Source organism: Lichenibacterium ramalinae (assembly GCF_004137085.1).
GTDB classification, from domain to species: domain Bacteria; phylum Pseudomonadota; class Alphaproteobacteria; order Rhizobiales; family Beijerinckiaceae; genus Lichenihabitans; species Lichenihabitans ramalinae.
Map to the genome: position 1 here is coordinate 1 of NZ_QYBC01000001.1, position 24,422 is coordinate 24,422.

Sequence of the window (24,422 nt, forward strand, 5' to 3'; positions counted from 1 at the left end):
CAGACCCGATCATCTAAAACCAGCGCGCAGCCCACCGCAAACGCATCACCGTCGACCCCACTCCGACAGGCTGCTAGCATCGCGGTTTTGCGCTCCGAACCCAGGCGTGGGATGTCGCGCGCATCCAGCACCGTCAGAGTCCGCGGCTGCTTCGGCCCGGTGCAGCTGAAATCGAGTATCTCGAAGCGCGCAGCTTCGAGATCGGGGTCTTGCATTAACACTTCGTCGACGAGCGTTACGAACAGCGAAAGGCGCTCGCGTGCGAGGGGATTCTGCCGCCAGAAGCTGAACCAGGGGAAATAAATTTGCCCGCCGATCCCATAGATCATCGGCGGATCGAATGGCACCATGAGCCCGCGCCCGACCGGGTAGTATCGTCTATCCACCACCTGGTAGAAATCCGTGGACAAACCCGAAAAATGATCCCGGATCAGCGGCAAGACGCTAAGAAGATTATTGCGGACCTGCTCGCGCTTGACGGCGCGCCTGATCCCCTCCGCAACCTGCTCGTAGGGCACTTGAAGCACCAGCAAATCACGGACTGCGAGAAGGAGCGGGTTGTAGTTGAAGCGGGGAGGGTTCAGAGCAAGCCGCACCAGCAGCCGGGCAATTGCCGCCGGCTCGTCCCGCCAGTTGCGAGCGAGATGCTGTACCGAAGGAACGCGGAGTTCTGCCATGCAAAGCTCGTCATTGGATCGCGAAGGGTGCTCGTACTTTAGAATAGAACTTTAGGATGCGCGTGTCATCAATCATCATGCCGGGGTTGACATTCCCCATATGATTCCAGACCGAGTGCCATGGCCCGCCCTCAACGTGACTGAGTTCTACGAGATCGCCTGCACGCAGGCGGCTGTAGAACTCAACGGTTTCCCGCAGCAGCGACTCTATCTCAAAATTGAATTCATACTCGGCAACTCGCTGTACGCCATCGACAGGGTCGATGTAGGTCGCGCGGCCCAGAATCGGCGCGCGATCGTAGTTGCGAAAAGCGCGGTACAGGTAGGGAAGGACCGGCCCGAACTCCCAGGCCTCGAATTTGTGCCGCACCAGCGGCCCGTTAAGCTCGATCAACGACCAGACATGGCAGAAATAGATGATCTTCTGCAGAGAGAGGTTGGTGACTTTCCTACCTCGCCCATCGCAATAGTCGAGGATGAAGTTCGCAACCGCGCGACCGTCTTGAGCCGTCGTCATAATGCTCTCTGTTCCACAAGCTATTTTTGCTCGTTTGGCGGCCGCCGGCAACGGTCGGCATGGCGCTGGCTCTGATTTAGCTCGACTTTAGCCAATCGGCGGTCGGATTGAATTTGGTGGACAAAGCAAGAAGGCTGACTGCTTCCTCGCCCATGCCAATTTTTTCCGCCCGCTTCGTCACTCTGGTCATCACCTTCGCGCCGCTCTTCGTCCAGCGCTCCTAGCTGCAAGCGCAAGTGTTGTTACTCGCCGCCATACTGGCTACGGGACTACGCACGAAGGCAAGCGTGCTGCGGGTCACCGGCCATGCGCGCGACAGATACATCATCATTGTCACCGTGTTTTGGGCCGAGCGCAATGGAGCGTCGGGGGCCTTAGCCCGCCACCTGTTCGGAGATCTACTCCTCGCCCCTCCCCTCACCGCCCCCCTGCCCCCACCTCCGTCCCGGCTCTCCCCCGCGTCCCCCGCCCCAACGCCAGCACCACCCCGCACCCCGCCACCGACAGCGCCGCGATCGGCATCAGCCCCATCGCGTAGGACCCCGTCGCCTCCTTGATGGCCCCGAGCAGGGTCGTCCCCAAAAATCCCCCGACATTGCCCATGGCGTTGATCTGGGCGATGCCGGCCGCCGCCGAGCCCGCCGCCAGCCATTCGGTCGACAGCGCCCAGAACGGGCCCTTGACGATGTAGGTGGCCGTCACCGCGATGCAGAGCAGCACCATGGTGGGCAGCAGCGCGCCGGTGAGCAGGGCGGCGCAGAGGCTGGCCGCCAGCAGCGCCAGCGGCACGGCCGTGTGCCACACGCGCTCGCGCGTCCGGTCCGAGTTGCCGCCCCACAGGATCATCAGCACCGAGGCGATGCCGAACGGCAGGGCGTTGAGCCAGCCCGTGGCCGCCACCGAGAGCCCGAAGGACTTGATGATCTGCGGCTGCCAGAGCGACAGGCACTGGCTGGCGCCGGAGGCGCCGGCGTAGATCAGCGAGGCCGCCAGCACGTAGGGGTTCGCCAGGGTGCGCCACACCGAGAGGTGGCGGCCGGCCGGCTTCGGCCGCCCGTTGCCCTGGGCGAGGCGCGATTCCAGGAGGTCGCGCTCGGCGGGCGACAGCCAGGCGGCGTCGCGCGGGCCGTCCGGCAGGACGACCAGCGACACGAGGCCGAGCAGCACGGCCGGCACGGCTTCGAGGATGAACAGCCACTGCCAGCCGTGCAGGCCCAGCCAGCCGTCCGTGCCGAGCAGCGCCGCCGACAGCGGCGAGCCCAGGAAGGACGAGATGGGGATCGCCACCATGAAGACCGCGACGATGCGCCCGCGCGTCTCGGCCGGGAACCAGTAGGTGAGGTAGAGGATGACGCCGGGGAAGAAGCCGGCCTCGGCGGCGCCGAGCAGCAGCCGCACGGCGTAGAAGGAGTTCGGCCCCACCACGGCCGCCATCAACCCCGACACCAGCCCCCAGGAGATCATGATGCGGGCGATCCACAGCCGGGCCCCCACCTTCTCCATGGCGAGGTTGCTGGGCACCTCGCAGAGCACGTAGCTGATGTAGAAGAGGCCGCCGCCGAGCCCGAAGGCCGAGGGCGACAGGCCGACGTCGTGGTTCATCTGCAGCGCCGCGAAGCCGGCGTTGACGCGGTCGACGAAGGCCACGAAGTAGCACAGCATCAGGAACGGCAGGATGCGCCACGTCACCTTGCGGGTGACGGCCTCGAGGGCGGCGTTCCGCGGCTCATGCCGGGCGGCGTCGGTCATCGTTGGAATCCTCCTCCGGGGCGGGGCGGGGCCGCGACGGGCGGGCGGGGGCGGGCGGCGTCGGCGCCGCGCGATCCCAACCATCGTGCGGGTGTGGCCCGTCCTCCCTCCGGCATTGTCACGCCGTCGCCGCCCGCGGTCCAGCGCCCGCCGCGATGGCGGGACGTCGCCCGGCCCGACACGGCAACGCCCAAGATCGGCCACCGTGGGGCGTCAATCATGCGGCGTCCTGGACGCGGCGCCATGGACACGGCATCGTGGATGCGGCACCCCCACTGGAGCGCCGCGCGTCCCGGCGGGCCGAAGCGGCCCCGCGGTTGCAGAATGAGGTGGAACGGTGCGCCCTGCCCCCATAAGCTCGCCGGGTGGCCGGTCCTGGCCACGGGCGTGTTGACGCCATGAAGATCCGCCTGCGGGACCGAACCACCGCCATCGTCCAGGCCCTGAGGGCGGGCTCGCGCAGCTTCGTCCACCGCGCCACCGCGGCCCTGCTGCTGCTGCTGGCGCTGACCGTGGGGGGCGTGCTCTGGGGCTATTGGTCGAGCCTCTACAAGGACGCCCAGCAGCGCTCCGGCACGCTCGCCTTCCTGCTCGCCGAGCAGACGACCCGCACCTTCCAGGCCGTGGACCTCACGCTGGCGGGGCTCGAGCCCGTCTTCGAGGCCGCGCCGCTGGCCGACCAGGCGCCCGCCTTCTGCAAGCTGCTGGCCCAGCGGGTGTCGGAGCTCGACTTCATCCACGCGCTCTACGTGGTGGATGCGGCGGGCCGCCTCACCCAGGCCTCCGGGCCGGTGCGCGACGTGGTGCCGGAAGCCGTCGCCAAGCAGTATTTCGCCGCCTTCGCCCGCGACCCGGGGCTGAAGTTCCTGATCGGCCAGCCCATCTTCGAGCGGCCCGGCCAGCTCAGCGCCATCCCGGTCATGCGGCGCCTCACCGGCCCGGGCGGGAGCTTCGACGGCATGATCGTGGCCAGCGTCGAGCCGCGCTACTTCAGCGACTTCTACCGCAACCTCGACCTCGGCCGGCGCGGCTCCGTCGACCTCTACCAGGACAACGGCTCCATCCTGCTGGCCTCCACCAGCGACGACGTGCCGGCCGCCGCCGTGCCGGCCCTGGCCTGGGCCCCGACGTTCGACCTCGCCTCCACGCTGGGCAACTTCCGCTCGCCCGGCGCCGAGGCCGACCAGCGGCTCGTCGCCTTCCACCGCGCCGGCGCCTATCCGCTGGTGGTGGCGGTGGGGATCGACCTCGCCGACCTCCGGCTCCGCTGGTGGCGGGTCGCCGGCCCCACGCTGGCGGCGCTCGCCGCCATGGCCGTCATGGCGGCGGCGCTGGCGACGCTGGCGACGCGCCGCCTCGCCGAGCGCCGCCTCGCCCGCAACCGCGCCATCACCATGCAGAAGCTGGAAGCGCTGGGGCAGATGACCGCCAGCGTGTCGCACGACTTCCGCAACCTGCTCGCCGTGATGACCTCCACGCTGCGGCTCGTGCGCAAGCGCGGCCCCGACGAGGCCGTGCTGCGCGCCGCCGAGGAGGCGGTGGAGCGCGGGGCGCGGCTCATCACCCAGCTGCTCGCCTTCTCCAAGCGCAACGAGATGGTGGTGGCGCCCGCCAGCCTCGACGCCCTGCTCGACGGCGTCGCCGAGGTGCTGCGCCACGCCGCCGGCCCCGGCGTCACGCTGGTGATCGACAAGGCCGAGGGGCTGCCGCTGTGCAAGGCGGACCAGACCCAGTTCGACGCCGCGCTGATGAACCTCGTCGTCAACGCCCGCCAGGCCATGCCGGAGGGCGGCCGCGTGACGATCGCGACCCGGATGGACGGGGCGCGGGGCGTCGCCCTCGTGGTGTCCGACACCGGCTCGGGCATCGCCCCGCAGGACATCCGGCGCATCTTCGAGCCCTTCTTCACCACCAAGGCCGACATCGGCACCGGCCTCGGGCTCGCCCAGGTCTACGGCTTCATGCGCCGCATCGGGGGCGACGTGACGGTGGCGAGCGACGTCGGCACCGGCACGACCTTCACGCTGCTGTTCCCGATCGCCGAGCGGCAGGACGCCCTGGAGGAAACGCGGCCGGCCGCCTGACGTCGCGGGGCTCCGAACGACGTCGACGGTGCCGCTCCCGACGGTTCCGCCTCGACCTGCACGCGGAGCCCTGGCCTGCCGGGCCGGCCGCTTGGCCACCCGTCCGGTTGACGACCCGTGCGGCCTCCCCCACACAGGGGCGGTGCCGGGCGAAACTGCCGCCCGGAGGGCCGGCGAGCCCGCCGGGACGGGGACGAGCGCATGGCGGCCCACCAAGGCTTCACGGTCGGCAATGTCCTGTGGCGGAGCTGCGCCCTGCTGGATCGCCACGGCGCCAGGCTGGCGACCGCGGCCGCCCTGCTGGTGGCCCTGCCGACCCTCCTGACGTCGCTCGGCGGCACGGGCGGCGAGGCGTCCCTCGACGGAGCCGACGGCACCGTCACGGGCTCCTTCCACGTGTCGTCGTCCAACGGCGGGGGCGTCCTGCTCTTCCTGACCCAGATCCTGTTCAACGGCTTCGTCTTCGCCACGGCCTTCGCCGAGATGCGGGGCGAACGCCCGGACGCCAAGGCGGCCCTGCTGGCGGCGCTGCAGCTCTACCCGCCCCTGCTCGGCATCGCCCTCCTCGGCGCCCTCGGCATCGGCCTCGCCTCCCTCCTGCTCGTCGTGCCGGGCATCATGCTGGTCTGCGCCTGGATCGTCGCGGCACCGGCCTACATGGCGGAGCGGCCCGGGATGTTCGCGGCCTTCGGGCGAAGCCGGCGCATCACGGCGGGCCATCGCTGGCCCATTTTCGGATTGTGCGCCATCTATGCCGTCGCCACCGGCCTGTCCTTCACCCTCGGCGCCGGCCTCCTCCTGTCCGGCCTGTGGGCGAGCGGATCGGGGTCCGGCCTCCTGACGCTCGCATCGGCCGCCGCCTCCGCCGCCGTGACGCTGGGAGGGGCGGTGGGCACCACGGCGATCTACATCGAGCTGCGCCGCGTCGAGGACGCCTCGGCTGCGTCCTGAGGCAGCGCCGGCGGCGGCCCGGTCTCGATCCGACCTGCAGTCTGGAACCATTTCAAACTTGAACCGTTCCAATCTGTGGAAGGCCGGTCATGCCGGCCCTGCGCGGAGAACAGCACCATGAACCAGTCGGCATCCTGCGGCGCCTGCGCCTTCTTCGACCACGCCCGCGCCGAACAGGCCGCCCATGACGGGCTGTGCCGGTTCAACCCGCCCGTGTCGCAGCCCGCCCCCGACGCCCACGGCCTGTGGCCCGTCGTGTCCGAGAAGGACTGGTGCGGCCATTTCGAGACCGAGACGCCGCGCGGCCTCACCGCCGCCGAGTGACGGATGGGCGGCGGCGAGCAGCCCGCCTGCATCATCGGCCATCATCGGCCATCATCGGCCATCAGCGACCCAGCCCGGCCCCGTGCCGGGCTTTTTCGCGTCCGGCCCATGCCATCCATTGCCCCGCGCCGCGGTTTGAAGCAGGACAGGACGGACCACCCAGGGGGCGACGCAACGCATGACCGCGGCCGACACCACGACCTCGACGGCGCCGGGCGAAGCCGCCGCGCCGGACCGGACCCACATCCTCAACCTGTCCTGCACCGACCGCCCCGGCATCGTGGCGCGCGTCACCACCTCCATCGCGGCGGTCGGCGGCAACATCGCGGAAAGCGCCCAGTACTGGGACCGCTCGACCGACCGGTTCTTCATGCGGATCCTGTTCACCACGCCGCGCGAGGTGAACCACGCCGTCATCCACGGGGCGCTGAGGAGCGCCATCGACGGCTTCGGCATGACGTTCAGCCTGACGGACGGCGACCGGGTGCCCGGCATCCTGGTGCTGGTGTCGCGGTTCGACCATTGCCTGCTGAACCTGCTCTACCAGATCCGCGTCGGCTGGCTGCGGGCCGAGGTGCGGGGCATCGTGTCGAACCACGAGGACGCCCGAACCATCGCCGAGCAGCATCGCCTGCCCTTCCACCACCTGCCCGTCACGCGCGACACCAAGCCCGAACAGGAAGCCAGGCTGCTCGAGCTTTATCGGGACAGCGGCGCCGACCTCGTCGTGCTGGCGCGCTACATGCAGGTCCTGTCGAACGGGCTGTCGACGGCGCTGCAGGGCCACGCCATCAACATCCACCACTCGTTCCTGCCGTCGTTCAAGGGCGCCAAGCCCTACCACCAGGCGCACGAGCGCGGCGTCAAGCTGATCGGCGCCACCGCCCATTACGTCACGCCGGACCTCGACGAGGGTCCGATCATCGAGCAGGAAACCGAACGCGTGACCCACGCGCTCTCGGCCGACGACCTCGTGGCGGTGGGCCGCGACGTCGAGGCGCGCGTGCTGGCGCGCGGCGTCAAGCTGCACCTCGAGCGGCGCGTGCTGCTCAACGGCCACAAGACGGTGGTGTTCTGACCATGGCGGCGACGGTGATCGACGGCAAGCTGGCGGCGGCGGCCGTCATCGAGGGCGTCAAGGCCGGGGCGGCGGCGCTCGTGGCCCGCTCCGGCATCAGGCCCGGCCTCGCCGTGGTGATCGTCGGCGAGGATGCCGCCAGCCAGGTCTACGTGGCGTCGAAGGGGCGCATGGCGGAAAGCTGCGGCTTCAAGTCCGTCACGCATCGCCTGCCCGCCGACACGGCCGAGGCCGACCTGCTGGCGCTGGTCGCGTCCCTCAACGCCGACCCGACCATCCACGGCATCCTGCTGCAGCTGCCCCTGCCGAAGCCGCTCGATCCCCTGCCGGTCATCCGCACCATCGCGCCCGAGAAGGACGTCGACGGGCTGAACGAGGTCAATGCCGGCCGGGTGGCGCTCGGCGACTTCGGCCGCGCCTTCGTGCCCTGCACGCCGGCCGGCGCCATGGTGCTGATCCGCTCGGCCGTGCCTGACCTCGCCGGCCGGCACGCGGTGGTCATCGGCCGCTCCAACCTCGTCGGCAAGCCCGTGGCGGCGCTGCTGCTCGCCGCCGACTGCACCGTGACGGTGGCGCATTCCCGCACCGCCGACCTGCCCGGCCTGTGCCGGAGCGCCGACATCCTGGTGGCGGCGGTGGGCCGGCCCGAGATGGTGAAGGGGGACTGGGTCAAGCCCGGCGCCGTCGTGATCGACGTCGGCATCAACCGGGTCGCGGCGCCCGACAAGGGCGAGGGCAAGACCCGCCTCGTGGGCGACGTCGATCTCGCCGCCGTGGCGGCGACGGCGGCGGCCGTCACGCCGGTGCCGGGCGGCGTCGGGCCCATGACCATCGCGATGCTGATGGAGAACACATTGGTGGCGGCGACCCGGGCCGCGGACCGCACCTGACGCCGGGGCCACGACCCGCCGCGGGTGCGGCCACCGATCGCGTCAGACTTCCGCCGACACCACGGAGTTGCCGAGACGGGCCGGGGCGTTCTTGCGCCGGCGCGGACGGCTGCCGGCGGGTCGGGCGCGGTTCAACACGACGCCGAGCACCTTGGCCTGCGCGGTCCGCAACACCCGGAGGGCGTCCAACGCCTCCTCGACGGTGGTGCGGCCCGCCTCCACCACCAGCACCACGCCGTCGAGCACGGGGCTCAGCGCCAGGGCATCGCAGGAGGTGCCGAGCGGCGGCAGGTCGACCACCACGTCGCGGGCCGTGGTCAGGCGGGACAGCAGCGCCACCATCTCGGGCGAACCGAGGTAGAGGTTGGGCTCGCTGATGCGGCCCGACGCCACCGCGGGGACGAAGCCGAGCGATTCGGACAGGCGCACGGTCGACAGCCGGGTCATGCCGTCGTGGTCGAGCAGCGCCTCGTTGAGGCCGGAGGCGCTGCGCGGTGCCAGCAGGTTGGTCAGCGTCGGGTTGCGCAGGTCGCCGTCGATGAGTTCGACCGGCGTGCCCGACACCGACATGAGGTGGGCGAGGTTGCTGCTCAGCGTGGTGCGGCCCTCGCCGTGCGACCAGGAGACGAGGCCGATGGCCCGGCCTTCGCGCCCCGGCGTCGACAGGAGCACGGCCGTCCGCGTCGCCCGGACCGATTGGGCGAAGCGGGATTCCGGGTCCGTCATCACGGCGCGGGTGAGGGCGCCGGGCCGCCGCGCGCCGCGCATCTCCCGGGTGCGGCCCACGTCCGGCAGGATGCCGAGGCATTCGACGCCGAGCGCGTGGCGGATCTGCGCCCGGGTCTTCAGGGTCCGGTCGAGGGCGTGGCGCACCGCGACGACGAGCAGCCCCGTGAGCAGGCCGAAGCTGAGCGCGAAGGCGACGACGAGCGCCGTCTGGGGTGAAGCCTTGCTGAGCGGGCGCAGCGCGGCACCGATCACCCGCGCATCCGCGTCGGGGAACTGGACGGTGGGAATACGGCCCTGGCGAACGCCGTCGAGCGCCGCCTCCTGCTCGGTCTTGATGTCCGAGATGCGACCCTGCAGGTACTCGGCGCCGTTGTGGGCGGCCGCGGCCTTCTGGTCGATCTGCGACAGGATGTAGGCCGACGTCACCGCATTGGCGATGCGGGCCGCCTGGGCGGCGGTATCGGCCCGGTACGACACTTCGAGCACGTAGGACTGGCCCACGCGGCGGACGCCGACCCGATCCGAGAAGGCCTGGAAGGCACGGGCACGGGCGTCGGCTTCGGCTTGGTCGGGCCCGACCACGTCCGGCTTCGCCGACAGCCCGAGTTCCATCATCAGCCGTTCCCGGAGGCTCGGGCCGCGCGGCGCGAACTCGGGGGCGTTGCGCATGTCGAGCACGTCGAAGACGTTGGCGAGGATGCGCTCCGACTTGATGACCTGGATCTGGCTTTCGGCCTGGGCGCTGTCCAGCGTCGGCGGATAGGAGGTGGCGGCACCGTCCTGGGCAGAGGCGCTTTGGCGGCGCGCCTCCAGGATCACGGTGGCGGAGGCGCTGAACTCGGGCGGGGTGACGTGGAGGTACCATGCCGCCACCGCCAGGCAGGCGGCGAGCCAGATGCCGAGGGGGCGACGGTGCTGCCACACCGTCGCCACCATGTCGCCCAGCGTCGTGAGCGGCGGCTCGTCCATGCGGTGGGGTGCGTCGGCGGGCGCCGCGGCCTGGAGGGGACGGGCCCAATCGTCGGTGGGGAGCTGCTGGCGGTTCATAGCCGGGCCGCCTTCTCGGGCGTCAGCCGCCCGCGCAGCACGTCGAACATCCCGACGACATTGCCCTGCAGACGCCCGAGCCGGTCGATGTAGGGCTCCGGGCTGGCGCTCTTGGCGAGGTTGCTGGCCATGTTGCGGAAGATGTGGTCGACGACCTGATGCACCCGCATCGTGCCCTTTCGATTGAGGTAGACGGGGTTGACGATCTGGGAATAGCCGAGCTTCACGCCCGACACGCGGCCGCGCTTGACGCCCATGTGGACGCCGAGGGCACGCCCGGCCTTGACGAGCTTGGCGCCGCGCCGCGCCAGGGCGGCGCCGAAGTCGCGGTCCTCGAGCCAGCCGTAGAGCACCAGCCGCTCGTCGAAGACGAGATCGCCGACCATATCGACCCGGAACGCCATGTTGCAGCCGTAGGGGCTGTAGGGCTCCTCCACCCAGTCGATGTCGCCCGGCACCGGAGCCTCGACGAGCGCCATGGCCTCGTCCACGGACAGGCCCGGCCCCTTGATGCCGTCGACGAGCACATTGCCGGTGACGGCCCCGACCTCCGGCCGGCTGCGGAACACGGCGACCGCCTCCTCGATCCAGCGCGGGTGGGGCACGAAGTCGTCATCGAAGAAGACGATGAATTCGGTCCCCTCCGGCAGGTTCCGCAGGGCGCGGTTGCGCTGGTGTGCCGAGCCGGCGGGACCGAGCAGCAAGGTCACGCCCGGCGCATCGGCCAGGCGCCCGGCATCGGCCGCCGTGGGGGTCGATACGATGATGGATGACGGCGCCAGGGTCTGGCGCGCCACGGCGTCGTAGGTGCGCGACAGCACCTCAGCGCGCCCCAGCGTGGCGTAGACGAGGCAGACGTTGGCACTGACGGGTTCGGGCATCGGGCGGGATCGGTCCGGATTCATGGTCAAACCTCCCCTTTTGCGGGATGCCGCATGGCGACGTCGCCAGAGTGCCGCGTCGGCACCCTGCCCGCCTCACGTCCGCGCGCGCCGCAGCATTCGGCGTAGATGGCGAGCGTATCGTGAGCTACGCGTTCGATCTTCATGTGGTCGATGTTGTATTGGCTGTTGCGACGCCATGTCGCAAGGACTGCCGGATCTTCGACAAGCGACAGGATGGCGGCCGCGAGACGTTCGGGATCGTGCGGCGGCACCAGAATGCCCGCGGTGCCGCCCTCGAGCAGTTCGGGAATGCCGTCGACATCGGTCGCCACGATGGCGCATCCCGCTTCGCGCGCCTCGGACAGGACGAGCGGCGCCGGGTCGGCGTGGGACGGCAGCACGAAGATGTCGGCGCCGAGCAGGTAGGCGCGCGGGTTCTCCTGGGCACCCGTGAAGGTGATGGCCGCCCCGGCGCCCGACGCCGCCGCGGCGGCCTCGTAATCGGCCCGGTGCGGGCCCTCCCCGACGATCGTCAGGTGCGCGGCCGGGTTGCTCCGGTGCACGATGGCGAAGGCGGCGACGAGGTCCGACAGGCCCTTGCGGGGATGCAGCCCCCCGACGAACAGGACGGAGGGCGACGCCAGGCGCCGCGGCGTCGCGTCCGCGCCCGCGAACCGCGCCGCTCCGATGGTGCCGTTGAGCACCACCCGAAGGCGGGACGCGGGAACACCGCGCCGCCCCATCGAGCGCCCGACGGCGCCGCTCACGGCGATCACGCGGGTGCCGATCCCCATGAGGATCGAGCTTTTCTGGAATTCGTTGTGGACCGTCGTGACGAGGGGGATGCCGGCCAGCCGGCACGCCGGCCAGGCCAGGAGCGCGCTCGTCATCATATGGGCGTGGACCACGTCGAACCGCCGCCGGCGCACATGGCCGATGAGGGCCCTGATGGCCTTCAGGGCCGTGCCGGGCCGGCGCTCCTGGTCGAGAACGATCGTCTCGACGCCGTGAGCCTCGAGCAGGGCGTCGAAGCTGCCGCCGGCGCTGCAGACCGCGACCTCGTGGCCGAGGGCCGCCTGCGCGCAGGCGAGATCGACGGCAGCATGGACGTGTCCGTTGAGCCGGTACGTGTGATTGAGGACGTGCAGTACGCGCAACTCATCCCTCCTTTGGTCCTGGCGAGGCGCCGCGGCCGAGAGCCGCCTCGGACCGCGGCGAATTAGCGGGCGGCCTCGAAGAGGTCGAGATAGCCCCGGGCAGTCGCCGTCCAGGAAAACAACGCCGCCTGGTGCCGGCCACGGACACGAAGTTCGTCCCGCAACGACTCCGACGACGCCAAGGCCGCCACATGGGCCAACCAGGCCGCCGGGTCGTCCGGGGCGGCCATGAGGGCGGCGTCGCCGCACACTTCCGGCATGCTGGCCCGGTCCGACGAGATGACGGGACAGCCCAGCGCCATGGCTTCGAGGATCGGCAGCCCGAAGCCTTCCGTAAAGGACGGGAAGGCGAGGCACAGCGCGCGGGAGAACAGCAGCGCCAGATCGTCGTCGGACACCTTGCCGAGCCAACGCACGTTGGGCCCGTCGCCGAGCCGGTCGGCCGCGAAGATCCCGGCCCCGCCGCCCGCCACCAGCAGGTCGAGGCCGAGGTCGTCGAGCGCCCCGGCCAGGCCGAGAATCAGGCCCGCGTTCTTGTGGCGGGCGCGGCTCCCGAGCAGGAGCACGAAAGGGCGCTCCTGGGGCCGGCCGTCGAAGACGGTGGCGGCAGCGGCGTTCCAGCGGAGGGCGTGCTCGTGGCCGTTCGGCAGCACGGCGACGTCCTCGGCCCGAATCGGCAGGTGGCTGGCGAGCTGGCGCGCCGCATCGCGCGACACGGTGGCGATGCGCGACGAGCGGCGGGCCAGGAGGGGCTGAAGCGTGCGGTAGAGCGCGCGAAAGCTGCGCCCGTAACTTTCCGGCATGCGGAACACGTTGGCATCGTGCATGCAGACCACCTGGTGGCTGCGGACGACGGGCGCGGTGTTGCACAGATTGAGGAGCGGCCCGCGCCAGCGCGACGGCAGCACGGCCTGTTCCCACAGGTGACCGCCGGACGGCCCGGCTCGCCGCACGGCGATGGCCCGCATGGCCGGGATGTCGCCTCCATGCGGCGCCAGCACGGTGCCGTGCCGGCCTGCGGCCGACAGGAGGCCGTCGATGGCACCCACGACCTCGCGGGCGTAGCGCTGCACACCGGTGGTGGGCTGGCCGAAGAACCGACCGTTGATGGCGAAGCCGTCGTCGGTCGCCCCGGCGATGCTCACGTTTCGAGCCCGAGCGCCAAGGGACGCCGCGTGCGACCGGCGAAGAAGTCGGCGAGGGTCGTGGTGTCGGGCGAGAGCCGAACCGCCGGGTCGTGGCCGGCGACCCGGCGCCGCGCGGCGCGCAACAGGGTCGCGAGATTGGCGGTGCCGCCGGTCAAATCGAGCAGCTGCCGGTCCGCCGTCCCGTCCCCGAAGGCGTCGAGGACGTATTCGGCCACCACCAATGGCATGAGGGCGGTCCGGCCGCGGTCGAGATGGCCGAGCCACCCCGCCGCGACGCCGCGTGCCGGCATGGCGGCGGCTTCGGGCCAAAGATAGGCGGGATGGATCCCGGCACCGAAGGCCAGCAGCAGACCGACATCCTCGTCCCAAGCCGGAACGCGGTCGGCCTGGAGCTCGGCCAGCAGGGCGTCGAGGCCATGGAGGATGGCCCGCTCCGCCGCGACGCGCTCGGGCGCGGTGCGCAGCAGCCCGACCCGCCGCAACAGGCACGTCACGGCATTGTCGTCGGCGAACCAGTCGGCGTGTCGCCGCCCCGCATCGTCGAGCTCGGGCAGGCGCGAGCGGAAGGTCGGCACGCCACGGTCCTCGAGCCGGGACAGGCGCCAGGCCCGGACCGCCACGCAGGTCTCGACATGGGTCCGCAGAGCCGGCGGAACCTCTCCCGCCCGCGGGATCAGGCGGGGGAACAGCAGGATATATTCGTCGCTGGAGCAGCCGTCCCAGTCCCGCACCGCCCAAAGGTCGTGCAGACCATCGTCCGAAAAGCCGTCGCCCCAGAGGGCCGCGGCGGCCGGGATCGGGCCTGTGAGCGGCAGCGGGGGAGCGAGACGGGGCGCCGACATCAGTAGCTGCCCTTGGACTTCAGCACGGCCGGCACCGTCTTCACCAGGATGCCGAGGTCGCGGCGGAAGCTCCGCTCCGCCACGTAGGCGCAGTCCAGCGCGACCCGCTGCTCGTAGCTCACGTCGCTGCGGCCGCTGATCTGCCAGGCCCCGGTGAGACCCGGGCGAACCTCGTGGTAACGCTCGATGTGGATGCCGTAGTGGATCACCTCGGCGGGCACGATCGGGCGCGGGCCGACCAAGCTCATCTCGCCGCGAAGGACGTTGAGGAGCTGGGGCAGCTCGTCGATGCTGGTCTTGCGCAGAACGCGGCCGAGGGCCGTGACGCGCGGGTCGTTCTTGAGCTTGCGGCTGGCTTCCCACTCCTCGCGCGCCGCCGGATCGCTGGCGAGATGGCGCTGCAGCACGGCGTCCGAATCGACCACCATGGTGCGGAACTTGAGGCAGGGGAAGGTGGCCCCGCCCCGGCCGACCCGCCGGTGACGGATCATCAGGGGACGGCCCTGGGTGAGCAGGATGAAGCAGATGAGGCCGAACAGCGGCAGGAACATCAGGAACATGGCGGCCGCAGCCGCCACGTCGAACGAGCGCTTCAGGCGCTCAGACGGCTCACGGGCCGTCGCAGGCGCTCCGACCTGGAGCTTGCTCCACTTCGACGTCACCGTCAGGGAGGTGGTCAGATTTCGTGGCACGACGCGAACACTCCGATCACAGCCCGACGCATGAGCGTCATGGCGTCACGGGCGGAACTTGACGCAACGTTAAGGGAAAATCAACCAATATAAAGTCAGACAATCATATTTTCAGCAGTAATTCGTAAACTTTGACACATGTGGGCTGCAATGAGGCAAAAAATTATTCACGTGTGCCATATCAGAGCAGACGATGCTAAGAGAAGCGACAGTAGCGTATGATGCAGCCCTAAGGGAAAGACGACAGCTATGTGCAGCTTGACCGACTCTGGCACGGACAGGAAAGAGTTAACGCGATGAAGGTCGCCATCATCCACTACTGGCTCGTCGGGATGCGCGGCGGCGAAAAAGTCATCGAGGCCTTGTGCCGGATGTATCCGGAGGCCGACATCTTCACTCACGTCTACGTGCGGGATGCCGTTTCGGAAACGATCGCGTCCCACAAGGTGACCACCTCGTTCATATCCCGGCTTCCACGACCGGCCCGCAGCTACAAGTCCTATCTCCCGCTCATGCCCATGGCGCTCGAGCAGCTGGACCTTCGAGGCTACGACCTCGTGATCAGCAGTGAGTCCGGCCCCAGCAAGGGAATCATCCCCCCGGCCGGCGCCGTCCATGTGTGCTATTGCCACTCTCCTATGCGCTACGTCTGGAATATGTTCCATGACTATCGCGACAGGACAGGTCTGCTAAAACGCATACTGATGCCGCCGCTGTCCCACTACATCCGGAACTGGGACGCGGTGTCGGCCAACCGCGTGCACGAGTTCGTGGCCAACTCCCGCACGGTGGCGCAGCGGCTGAGGACCTACTACCGGCGCGACTCGACCGTCATCCATCCTCCGGTCGACACCGCCGCCTTCGCCGCCGTGCCGACCGATGAGTTGGAGGACTACCATCTCATGGTGGGCGAACTCGTGCGCTACAAGCGGCCCGAACTCGCCGTCCAGGCCTTCAACCGCACGGGCCGCCGGCTGGTGGTGATCGGCGGGGGCGAGATGCTGGCGGAACTCCGCGCCATGGCGGGCCCCACCGTCACCATGATGGGTTCACAGCCCTTCGACGTCCTGCGCCACCATTATGCCCATTGCCGCGCCCTGATCTTTCCCGGCGAGGAGGATTTCGGCATCGTGCCGCTCGAAGCCATGGCGAGCGGACGGCCCGTGGTGGCCTACGGCCGGGGCGGGGCGACCGAAACCGTCGTGGAAGGGGTGACCGGCACCTTCTTCCGGGAGCAGACCGTGGAGGCGCTGCTGGAAGCCGTGGACCGCTGCGAGCGGATGGACCTCCGGCCCGAAGACGCCGTCGCCCATGCCGCCGGTTTCGGCACCGAACGGTTCATGACCGAGATGCGCGGCTTCATCGATGCAGCCCTGGAGCGCCACCGGAACTGACGGCGGCGCCACTTCGCGAGGGAGCGCCACCGGAACTGACGGCGGCGCCACCCTGCGAGGGAGCGCCACCGGACCCGACCGGGGCGCCACCCCGCGAGGGAGCGCCACGGGACCCGACCGGGGCGCCGGGCATCAGCCCCGGAGCGCCACCGGGACCGACTCGGGCCGCGGGAGGATGCGGGCTTCCGCCCGCTCGGGCCGCGGCATCGCGCAGGCGAGGCCCGCGAAGACGTAGAAGGGCAGGCCGAGGTCGACCAGGGCGCCCGACACGGCGGCCCCGATCAGCAGGCCGGCGCAGGCGGTGCGGGCGGCCGACCTCAGGTCGGCATCGAGCGAATGCGGAACGTCGCCGCGGTCGGCCCAGAAGACCGACGCGAAGAAGCCCGCGAAGCCCACCGCCCCCACGACGCCGAGGTTCGACAGCACGGCGAGCGGGAAGCTCGACGCCCGGATGCTGCCGAGGCCGCCGCCGAGCCCCAGAGTGTCCTGGAAATTGCGCCAGGCCGTGAGGTTCCACTGGGCACGCTCGATGCCCGACTGGCTCGTGGACTTGTCGAGCAGCGTGACCGAGATGAAGTCCCACATCGTGGCCGACGCCGAGGGGCTGAGCGCGATCGCCGCCACGATGGCCAGGAGGGCGACGGGGGTGAGGGCCAGGAAGGCGAAGCTCACCGGCGCCGCCGCGCCGCGGCGGATGACGCGCAGCACCGCGCCGGCATAGACGACGGCGGCGAGCCCGGGCGTCGCCACATAGGCGGTGGACGAGGTCGAGAAGGCCAGGAGCCCGAGCGACAGGAAGCTGATGCCGCCGGTGAGCCGCGGCCAGCGTCCGGCGAGCCATAGGCGCGCGGTGAAGCCCAGGATGCCCACGGTCGCGTAGGAGAAGGCGGAGGCTTCCGTGAAGGAGCCGACGATCCGCTTCATGCCGCCCGTGACCTCGTCGAGGTGGAGCTGGTAGTCGGCGTTGCGGATGAAGCCCAGGAGGTCGCCCGTGTTGGTGGCGGAGGTCGCCATGTCGATGGCCGCGAAGACGATGTCGGCGATGCAATAGGCGAGGATCGCCCGCACCACGACGGCGAAGCCGCGCGCCGTCGACCCGTAGGTCAGCACCGTCATGAAGCACAGGCCGTCGGCCACGATGTAGACCGACTGCGTGATATTGCCCGACGTGGGGCCGAGCGGCACCAGCAGCACCGAGGGGCCATAGTCGGTCGCCCCGATCGCGTTGACGCCCGTCGTGCCCGCGAAGACGCGCGGCAGCAGCATCGCCCCCACGACGCCGTAGACGACGACGAGGATGAGCCAGAACCCTTCGCGCGGAAAGGTGGCGCTGCGCAGCGGGACGGCGAAACGGGCCGGCTTGACGAAGACCGCCAGCAGCACGAAGCCGAGCATGAGATGGGCCGGCTGGATCGTGCCGGCCCCCCCGAGCAGCACGGCTCCCGCCGAACCGAGCAGCGCCATGGGCATGAAGCACAGCAGCGCCATGTCGGCACCCCGGAACAGGGCCAGGAGGCCGATCGCCAGGGTGATGAGGCCGATGGCCGGGACGCTCACCGGCGGGGCTCCGGCGCGCGGGACCGGGGAGCGTCAGCGCCCATACACGTCCTCGAACCTGACGATGTCGTCCTCCCCCGTATAGGAGCCCACCTGGACCTCGATGAGCTCGAGGTCGATCTTGCCGGGGTTGGCGAGGCGATGGACCGAGCCGATCGGCAGGTAGGCGGCCTCGTTCTCGTGGCGCAGGATCACCTGGTCGTCGATCGTCACCTCGGCGGTGCCCCGCACCACCACCCAATGCTCGGCGCGGTGGAAGTGCTTCTGCAGCGACAGGCGCTGGCCGGGCTTGACGGTGATGCGCTTCACCTGGAAGCGCGCGCCCGCGTCGATCCGCTGGTAGGAGCCCCAGGGCCGGTACATGCGCAGGTGCTCGTCCACCTCGCCCCGGCGCCCCGCCTTCATCTTGGCCACGAGGTCCTTGACGCTGTCGGAGCGCTCGCGCGCCGCCACCAGCACGGCATCGGGGGTCGACACCACCACGACGTCGTCGAGCCCCACCACGGTGGTGAGCACCCCGTCGCTGTGGACGAGGCTGTTGCGCGTCGCCACGGCCTCGACCTTGCCCTTGAAGGCGTTGCCGTCCCGGTCCTGCGCCGAAGCTTCCCAGATGGCGCCCCAGGTGCCGATGTCGGACCAGGCGAAGGACACGGGCAGCACGCCCGCCGCCTCCGTGCACTCCATCACGGCATAGTCGATGGAAATTTTGGGCGCCTTGGCGAAGGCGTCGGCATCGAGGCGCAGGAAGTCGAGGTCGGAGGCGGCGGCCGCCACGGCGGCGCGCGCCGCCGCCAGCACGTCCGGGGCGTGGCGCGCCAGCTCGGCCGCCATCACGTCGGCGCGGAACAGGAAGTTGCCGCTGTTCCACAGGTAGCCCTGTTCGATGTAGCGGGCCGCCGTCTCGGCATCGGGCTTCTCGACGAAGCGCTCGACCCGCCGGGCCCCTGCGGCGCCCACCGGGGCGCCGGGCTGAATGTAGCCGTAGCCGGTGGCGGGCGCCGTGGGGGCGACGCCCAGCGTCATAATGAGGCCGGCGCGGGCGCCCTCGGCCGCCGCCAGGCAGGCGGCCACGAAGGCCTCGGTGTCGGCGATGAGGTGGTCGGCCGCCACCACCAGCGCCACCGTTTCGGGCCCCTGCCGCTGCGCCAGGCAGGTCGCCACCGCCACGGCGGCGGCCGAGTCGCGCCGCATCGGCTCGAGCACGATCTCGGCCTCGACCTCGACGGCCTGGAGCTGTTCGGCGGCGATGAAGCGCACGTCGCTCGAAGCCAGCACCAGGGGCTTGGCGAAGGCCGGGTCGGCGAATCGCTTGGCGGTGACCTGGAAGTTCGACAGGTCCTCGAGCAGCGGGATGAACTGCTTCGGCATGCTTTCGCGCGACGCCGGCCACAGGCGCGTCCCCGAGCCGCCGCACATGATGACGGGGACAATGGCTGAGGAGGCGGAGGCGCCGTCGGGCGTGGCCCGGCCGGGCCGCTGGTCGGCGGGAGTGTCGAAGCTCGGGCTCATGTCGGTGTCCTGTGTCGCGGCCGGGCCGGTCGGGTTGGAGGATGGTCGGCGCGACGGGGCAGCCCCCGGAGCACCCCTGGTCAGGCCGCCGCCCGCCCCGCACTCCGCTTCCAGCGGTTCGCGGCATGCGGGTCGGCGTCGTGGAACAGCGCCGTCGCCCGCACCTTGTCGGGGTCGCAGGCTTCGTTGGTATGGATCGAACGATATCTCCAGAAGAAGTAGATGTCGCCGGGCCTCGGCTTGATACGCACCAATGGAAGCAACCGCAACTTCAGCAGCACGCGCAGGGCGAGTTGCGTCGCGGCATTGTCGAGCAGCACCTTGTCGACGAGGTCGGCGAAGTAGGAGGCGCGGCTCCGGCGGATGTTGGGCAGCATGACGAGGTCGCCCGTGCGGCCGGTGCCGGGGATCTCGACCGGGACCAGCGCCGTCGTCCCGGAGGAATCGCAGTGGAAGCGCAGCGAGTGCCGGTCCATGCCGCTGCCCGCGAGGCAGCGCGGGACCTGGTGGAAATCCTCCGCCGGCGCGGGCCGCCCCGTGCCGCGATCGTAGATGCTCCGGATGAGGTCCCGGAAGTCCGGCGAGGCCGCGAGGGCGTCGAGGCGGGATCCCGCGACGGCGTCCGGGCCCGTGAAGCCGACGTGGCTGCCTTGCGAGCGCTCGACCGCCGAGCCGACGGAGGCCCGCATGGCGGCGAGGTCCGGCGCGGCGATGAGGCCGGGCAGGCAGCCGCGTCCCCGCCGGCCCGTGTCGAGAACGATGCGGGCGATGTCGTCATCGGCGACGGCCGTCATGGTCTGGCTCACGGCCATCTCCAGGATTCTGCGCAAAACCAACGTCGGACGGGTGCGGCCCGTGCCGGGCCATGCCCACCCTCCGCACCCTTCGACAGCGGGCGAGGGCGTGATTGAAAAACTTCGATGATAACTCCGACCGTACCAGGGAGAGACAGTGCCGACGCTCCGGCATGTCGTCCTGGATCGCGGCCTGCACATGCCAGAACGATGCCAATACCGCAGACACGCATCGGACCTGCGGCGCCGCTGCGGCAACGCGATGGCGGCGGAAGCGGCCCGGGCGCGGCGCGACTGCCGTCACGCCGCCTTCACAAAGACGGGAGCCGGCCCTGTTCGGCCACGTCGGGACGATGATATACAGGCGTGACGGGGACGGAAAATCGTCGCGCTGAAAGACGACCGTAACCCGTGGCAGTGGATGACAGAGCGGTCCGGTCCGGAGTGGCACAGCCCCGGACTTCGGGTCGACGGGCGGACTGTGCGGGAGGCGACGATGGCCATTCTCTGTCTAGGCGCTCTCCTCGCCGGTTTCGCCGCGGCCCTGGCCCTTCCCTTCCTGGCTTTCGCCTGTGCCGTCCTCGTCGCGATCCTCATCGGCGCCGCCTCGGCGATCGTCACCGGCGGCGCTTTCCTGCACACGGGCCTTTCGGCCCTCGCCATCCTGTTCGTGAGCCAGGTCGGCTACGGGCTCGGCCTCGCGGCCGTGGCGCTGGTCGGCCACGTCCTGACGCTCGGCCGAAGCCCGGCCGGCGACAAGCCCGCCGCCCATCCGGCCCGGCCGCTCCGCACCGGCAACGAGCCCCGCTGACGGCGATGCGGCACCGGGTGCCCGGCGGGCGCCCGAACGGCATCGTCGGGGGGAGCCGGAGGGGTCCGCCGGCCCGTTCAGGTCCAGCCGAGGGTCGATGACCGGAAGACGATCCGGCCCGCCTCGTTGCGGACGTCCGTCACGATGATGCCGACCGGCCTTTCGGCCAGGCGCTCGTGGGCGAGAAGGCGCAACAGGTTGTGCACCTCCCCGACGATCTCGTGCTGGGCGAGTTCGATGCCGGCCTCGTCCCTGAACTCGGCCAGGCCATCGGTCACGTCGAAGAAAAAACGGGGCATCGAGGCCGCCTCCGATCGTCTGCGTGGCCCCTGCGCCCGTCCGCCCGGCCGTGCCCGCGCTTCGGATGGGTGCCGGCGGCCGTCTCGCCAGGGCGCCCCACACGCGGATTGCCGGATCCGCGTCACGCCACGTTAAGCGCGCTACTAAGCAAGTCCGGCGCGGACCAGCGCAATATCATAGATTGGATCGCGCCCGGTTTTTCCGACCGCCACAGCTGCGGACTGCCCGCCGACCTCGATTTTTACCACGAAAGCTACGCGGATGGCGCAGTCGGCGACACTGGGCGTAACTATACAGCATCTCTCCGGGCAGCCGTGGGACGACGGCGAAAGCTAGTCTACGCGGCATCAGAATTGTTGGTTGAATTAATTTCCAGGCCTCGCCCGCACGCGTGTATGAAGGGCGATGCGGCTGGGGACGGATGTGTTCCGGAAAGCTACAGGGCGCGGGTGGCATGCCGATTATCGATATGCGGGCGGTGGACAACGACGGCGCGGCCCCGCTCCAGGACTGCGACGTCTGCATCATCGGCTCGGGGCCGGCCGGCAGCACGATCGCGCGGGAGTTGTCCGGCACGGCCCTGCGGGTGACGCTGCTCGAAAGCGGCGGCACGTTGCGCGACCCCGACGCCGACGCGCTCAACGACGTCGAGAACGTGGGCTATCCGCGCCTCGCCGACCAATGGGCGGTCCGCAACCGGATCCTCGGGGGCACGTCCCACACCTGGGGCGGGCGCTGCGCGCCCTTCGACGCCATCGATCTCGAGACAAGGTCCTGGGTGCCGGAGTCCGGCTGGCCCTTCTCCATCGCTGACCTCGCCCCCTATCTCGACCGGTCGGCGCCCCATCTCGGGCTCGCGGTCGGCAGCGGCTTCAGCGACGAGCGCTTCTGGGCCCTGGCCGGCGGCCGATCGCCACGCAGCGTGCCGGACCCCGACGTGCTGCTGCCCTTCTTCTGGCAGTTCAGCCGCGACCGGGACGAAACCTACCCGTTCGAGCACATGCGGGTCGGGCGCAAGCTCGCCGAGCGGGTCGGGGCCAACGTCACGCTGGTGACGGGCGCGACGGTGCTGCGCATCGACCCGGTCGATTCGGGCCGGGCCGTCCGGTCCGTCGCGGTCGCGGCGCCCGATGGTCGCGTCGTGTCGCTCGCGGCCCGGACCGTGGTGGTCTGCGCGGGCGGGATCGAGAATGCCCGCATCCTGCTCGCCTCCGACACGGTCGTGGCCGGGGGGCTCGGCAACCGGCACGACACGGTCGGGCGCTACTTCATGGATCACCTGCGCGGCCCGGTCGGCACCTTCGCGCTCGCGGGCTCGGGCGCGCTGCAGAAACGCTTCGGGCGCCACAACCTGCGCGGCCACCTGTTCCGCGCCGGCCTGAGGCTCAGCCCCGAGATCCAGCGCCAGGAAGGGCTGCTGAACTGCGCCGCCTGGCTCGGCGAGGTGGTGGCGCCGGACGACCCCTGGAACGCCCTGAAGCGCATCCTCGACGGCAGGCCGGAGCTGCCCGCCGACGCGAAGGCGGTGGCGGCCAATGCCGGCCTGTACCTGCGCGGCTTCAAGGATTATTTCGTCGAGCGCAGCGGCGTGCCGCGCAAGCTCGAGTCCCTGACGCTCGACTGCATGGGCGACCAGCGCCCCGACCGCGACAGCCGCGTCACCCTGTCGGACCGGCACGACCGGTTCGGCATGCGCCTGCCCCGGGTCGACTGGCGCGTCCACCCGGAGGAGGCCCGCACCGTGCGGCGCCTGGCGGAACTCGTGGCCGAGCAGCTCCCCCGCATGGGCCTGCCGGCGCCGACCCTGTCGCCCTGGGTGCGCGAGGGTGCGGGTTATCCGGAGGAGTTCAGGGACGTCGCCCATCCTTCCGGCACGACCCGCATGGCGTCGGATCCCGCCAAGGGCGTCGTCGACGCGCACTGCGAGGTGCACGGCGTTTCGGGCCTCTACCTCGCCGGAAGCTCGGTCTTTCCGACGCTGAGCCATTGCAACCCGACCCAGATGATCGTGGCCCTGGCGATCCGCCTCGCCGACCGCATCAAGGCGACGGCGGCGGTCCCGGCACGGGCGGGACAGGGGGTGGCGGCGGAGGCCCGCATGGGCGAAGCCGCGACACGGGTGCTCGTCACCGGAGCCACGGGCCGCATCGGCCACGTGGTGGTCGAGGACCTGCTGTCCCGCGGCTATGCGGTGCGGGCCATCACCTCCAGGGCCGAGCTTCCCCCGGTGGCGCCGGGCGCGGCGCTGGAATGGCGGCGGTTCGATCTCCAGACCGACACCGACTACGACGGCCTCGTGGCCGGCTGTCAGGCCGTGCTGCATATCGCGGCCGAGATGGCCGAACCGGCCCGCATGCAGCGCGCCAACGTCGAAGCCACGGGCTGGCTCGCCGACGCCGCCGAGCGGGCCGGGATCGGCGCCTTCTGCTACACGAGTTCGATCGCCGTCTACGGCAGCGGCCGCACCCGCGTCATGCACGAGGGGGCGCCCGTCCTCACCCACGACCGCGACATCCGCAACGAATACTGGGCCGTCGACCAGACGCGCGCCTACGGCCGCACCAAGCTCGGCGGCGAGGTGGCGCTGCGCGCGCGGGCCAAGGCGGTCCGCTACGTCATCCTGCGCCCCGCCGTGGTCGTCAGCGTCGCCCAGATCGTCGAGATCCGGGAATGGACCCGCGTCAAGCGCACGCTCGCGGCGCATCGGCACGCCCACCACGTCTACGTCGGCGACGTCGCCGACGCCATCATCTGGTCCATGGAGCGCGCCCTCGCCGGGACGGGCGCCCCGGGCAGCATCGAAACCTTCAACCTGTCGGAGGAGGACGTGCCGGACCCCACCCACGCCGCCTTCCTGCGCAAGGCCTATGCGGTGAGCGGCGACCCGCGCTTCAAGGTACCGCCCGTGCCCTGGCCGGCCGATTGGCTGCGCGACTTCATGCGGTTCCGCACGCTGCCGCTGCGCAACCCGGGCTGGCGCATGCGCTTCCCCGGGGACGCGCTGGCGGCGGCCGGCTATCGCCACCGCTACGGCATGGCCCGCGCCTATGCGCTGGCGCTCGACGCCATCCGCGAGGACGCCCGCCAAGGGCGGGCCGCCACCGGCGCGGCGCCGGCACGGCCGGAGGACCTGTCGTCCGGCGCGGCGACGCGCGGCGTCTGAGCGGGCCAGCATCGCCCCGGCATCTCGTCACGAAACCTTCGCAGGCACGGCCTAGATCAGCGGCATGTGAGTTGGGATCGATTTCTCGACTCCGATCCGATGAAACTGCTCTTGATCCTGAGCCG

At 70.6% G+C, this 24,422-nt stretch carries 21 protein-coding genes; 8 read left to right on the forward strand and 13 right to left on the reverse strand.

The window, feature by feature from the left end; all coding sequences use genetic code 11:
* From D3272_RS00005 to D3272_RS00015, 3 genes are all read right to left on the reverse strand, one after another.
* Positions 1-677 (reverse strand): hypothetical protein (locus D3272_RS00005; RefSeq protein ID WP_207210091.1); only part of this gene is annotated, 677 nt, incomplete at its 3' end.
* A gap of 10 nt (positions 678-687) precedes the next feature.
* Complete coding sequence (locus D3272_RS00010) at positions 688-1,194, reverse strand: Panacea domain-containing protein (RefSeq protein ID WP_129217030.1); 507 nt, start codon at positions 1,192-1,194, stop codon at positions 688-690.
* A gap of 417 nt (positions 1,195-1,611) precedes the next feature.
* A complete protein-coding gene (locus tag D3272_RS00015) occupies positions 1,612-2,943 on the reverse strand; it encodes an MFS transporter (protein WP_129217031.1) in 1,332 nt (443 codons plus the stop codon).
* Positions 2,944-3,341: 398 nt separating this feature from the next.
* Between D3272_RS00015 and D3272_RS00020 the strand changes: the two genes are divergently transcribed.
* From D3272_RS00020 to folD, 5 genes are all read left to right on the forward strand, one after another.
* Positions 3,342-5,027: a sensor histidine kinase gene (locus tag D3272_RS00020; protein WP_129217032.1), complete on the forward strand. Its 1,686-nt coding sequence runs from the start codon at positions 3,342-3,344 to the stop codon at positions 5,025-5,027.
* A gap of 201 nt (positions 5,028-5,228) precedes the next feature.
* Positions 5,229-5,978 carry a hypothetical protein gene (locus D3272_RS00025; protein ID WP_129217033.1) on the forward strand — a complete coding sequence of 250 codons (750 nt, stop codon included), beginning with the start codon at positions 5,229-5,231 and terminating at the stop codon, positions 5,976-5,978.
* A 117-nt stretch (positions 5,979-6,095) separates the two neighbouring features.
* A complete protein-coding gene (locus D3272_RS00030; protein ID WP_129217034.1) occupies positions 6,096-6,302 on the forward strand; it encodes a hypothetical protein in 207 nt (68 codons plus the stop codon).
* 178 nt (positions 6,303-6,480) lie between these two features.
* Positions 6,481-7,380: a formyltetrahydrofolate deformylase gene (gene purU, locus D3272_RS00035; RefSeq protein WP_129217035.1), complete on the forward strand. Its 900-nt coding sequence runs from the start codon at positions 6,481-6,483 to the stop codon at positions 7,378-7,380.
* A gap of 2 nt (positions 7,381-7,382) precedes the next feature.
* Positions 7,383-8,270: a bifunctional methylenetetrahydrofolate dehydrogenase/methenyltetrahydrofolate cyclohydrolase FolD gene (gene folD, locus D3272_RS00040; protein ID WP_129217036.1), complete on the forward strand. Its 888-nt coding sequence runs from the start codon at positions 7,383-7,385 to the stop codon at positions 8,268-8,270.
* Positions 8,271-8,312: 42 nt separating this feature from the next.
* Here the strand turns inward: folD and D3272_RS00045 are convergent, their stop codons facing one another.
* From D3272_RS00045 to D3272_RS00070, 6 genes are all read right to left on the reverse strand, one after another.
* A complete protein-coding gene (locus D3272_RS00045) occupies positions 8,313-10,046 on the reverse strand; it encodes a tyrosine-protein kinase domain-containing protein (RefSeq protein ID WP_129217037.1) in 1,734 nt (577 codons plus the stop codon).
* The gene (locus D3272_RS00050; RefSeq protein ID WP_245496292.1) at positions 10,043-10,927 is read right to left on the reverse strand and encodes a glycosyltransferase family 2 protein; all 885 of its coding nucleotides are present in this window, start codon (positions 10,925-10,927) and stop codon (positions 10,043-10,045) included. The genes D3272_RS00045 and D3272_RS00050 overlap by 4 nt, the downstream gene beginning before the upstream one ends.
* A gap of 26 nt (positions 10,928-10,953) precedes the next feature.
* Positions 10,954-12,087: a glycosyltransferase family 4 protein gene (locus tag D3272_RS00055; protein WP_129217039.1), complete on the reverse strand. Its 1,134-nt coding sequence runs from the start codon at positions 12,085-12,087 to the stop codon at positions 10,954-10,956.
* Between the two features lie 62 nt (positions 12,088-12,149).
* Positions 12,150-13,232: a glycosyltransferase family 4 protein gene (locus tag D3272_RS00060; RefSeq protein WP_245496293.1), complete on the reverse strand. Its 1,083-nt coding sequence runs from the start codon at positions 13,230-13,232 to the stop codon at positions 12,150-12,152.
* Positions 13,229-14,077, reverse strand: a complete 849-nt coding sequence (locus D3272_RS00065) for a hypothetical protein (protein ID WP_129217040.1) — start codon at positions 14,075-14,077, stop codon at positions 13,229-13,231. Before D3272_RS00065 ends, D3272_RS00060 begins: the two co-directional genes overlap by 4 nt.
* Complete coding sequence (locus D3272_RS00070) at positions 14,077-14,769, reverse strand: sugar transferase (RefSeq protein WP_245496294.1); 693 nt, start codon at positions 14,767-14,769, stop codon at positions 14,077-14,079. Before D3272_RS00070 ends, D3272_RS00065 begins: the two co-directional genes overlap by 1 nt.
* Positions 14,770-15,065: 296 nt before the next feature.
* On the opposite strand from D3272_RS00070, the gene D3272_RS00075 reads away from it, so the two are divergent.
* Positions 15,066-16,163: a glycosyltransferase gene (locus tag D3272_RS00075; protein WP_129217041.1), complete on the forward strand. Its 1,098-nt coding sequence runs from the start codon at positions 15,066-15,068 to the stop codon at positions 16,161-16,163.
* 132 nt (positions 16,164-16,295) lie between these two features.
* On the opposite strand, the gene D3272_RS00080 is transcribed toward D3272_RS00075, so the two are convergent.
* The 3 genes from D3272_RS00080 to D3272_RS00090 form a co-directional block, all read right to left on the reverse strand.
* Positions 16,296-17,720, reverse strand: a complete 1,425-nt coding sequence (locus D3272_RS00080; RefSeq protein ID WP_129217042.1) for a hypothetical protein — start codon at positions 17,718-17,720, stop codon at positions 16,296-16,298.
* A gap of 33 nt (positions 17,721-17,753) precedes the next feature.
* On the reverse strand, positions 17,754-19,229 hold the full coding sequence (locus D3272_RS00085; protein WP_129217043.1) for a mannose-1-phosphate guanylyltransferase/mannose-6-phosphate isomerase: 1,476 nt from the start codon (positions 19,227-19,229) through the stop codon (positions 17,754-17,756).
* A gap of 80 nt (positions 19,230-19,309) precedes the next feature.
* A complete protein-coding gene (locus tag D3272_RS00090) occupies positions 19,310-20,035 on the reverse strand; it encodes a hypothetical protein (protein ID WP_129217044.1) in 726 nt (241 codons plus the stop codon).
* A gap of 484 nt (positions 20,036-20,519) precedes the next feature.
* On the opposite strand from D3272_RS00090, the gene D3272_RS00095 reads away from it, so the two are divergent.
* On the forward strand, positions 20,520-20,834 hold the full coding sequence (locus D3272_RS00095) for a hypothetical protein (protein WP_129217045.1): 315 nt from the start codon (positions 20,520-20,522) through the stop codon (positions 20,832-20,834).
* 77 nt (positions 20,835-20,911) lie between these two features.
* Here the strand turns inward: D3272_RS00095 and D3272_RS00100 are convergent, their stop codons facing one another.
* A complete protein-coding gene (locus D3272_RS00100) occupies positions 20,912-21,133 on the reverse strand; it encodes a DUF6894 family protein (RefSeq protein ID WP_129217046.1) in 222 nt (73 codons plus the stop codon).
* Positions 21,134-21,588: 455 nt separating this feature from the next.
* Here D3272_RS00100 and D3272_RS00105 point away from each other — a divergent pair, with 455 nt between their 5' ends.
* Complete coding sequence (locus D3272_RS00105; RefSeq protein ID WP_129217047.1) at positions 21,589-24,297, forward strand: GMC family oxidoreductase; 2,709 nt, start codon at positions 21,589-21,591, stop codon at positions 24,295-24,297.
* Positions 24,298-24,422 lie beyond the last annotated feature (125 nt).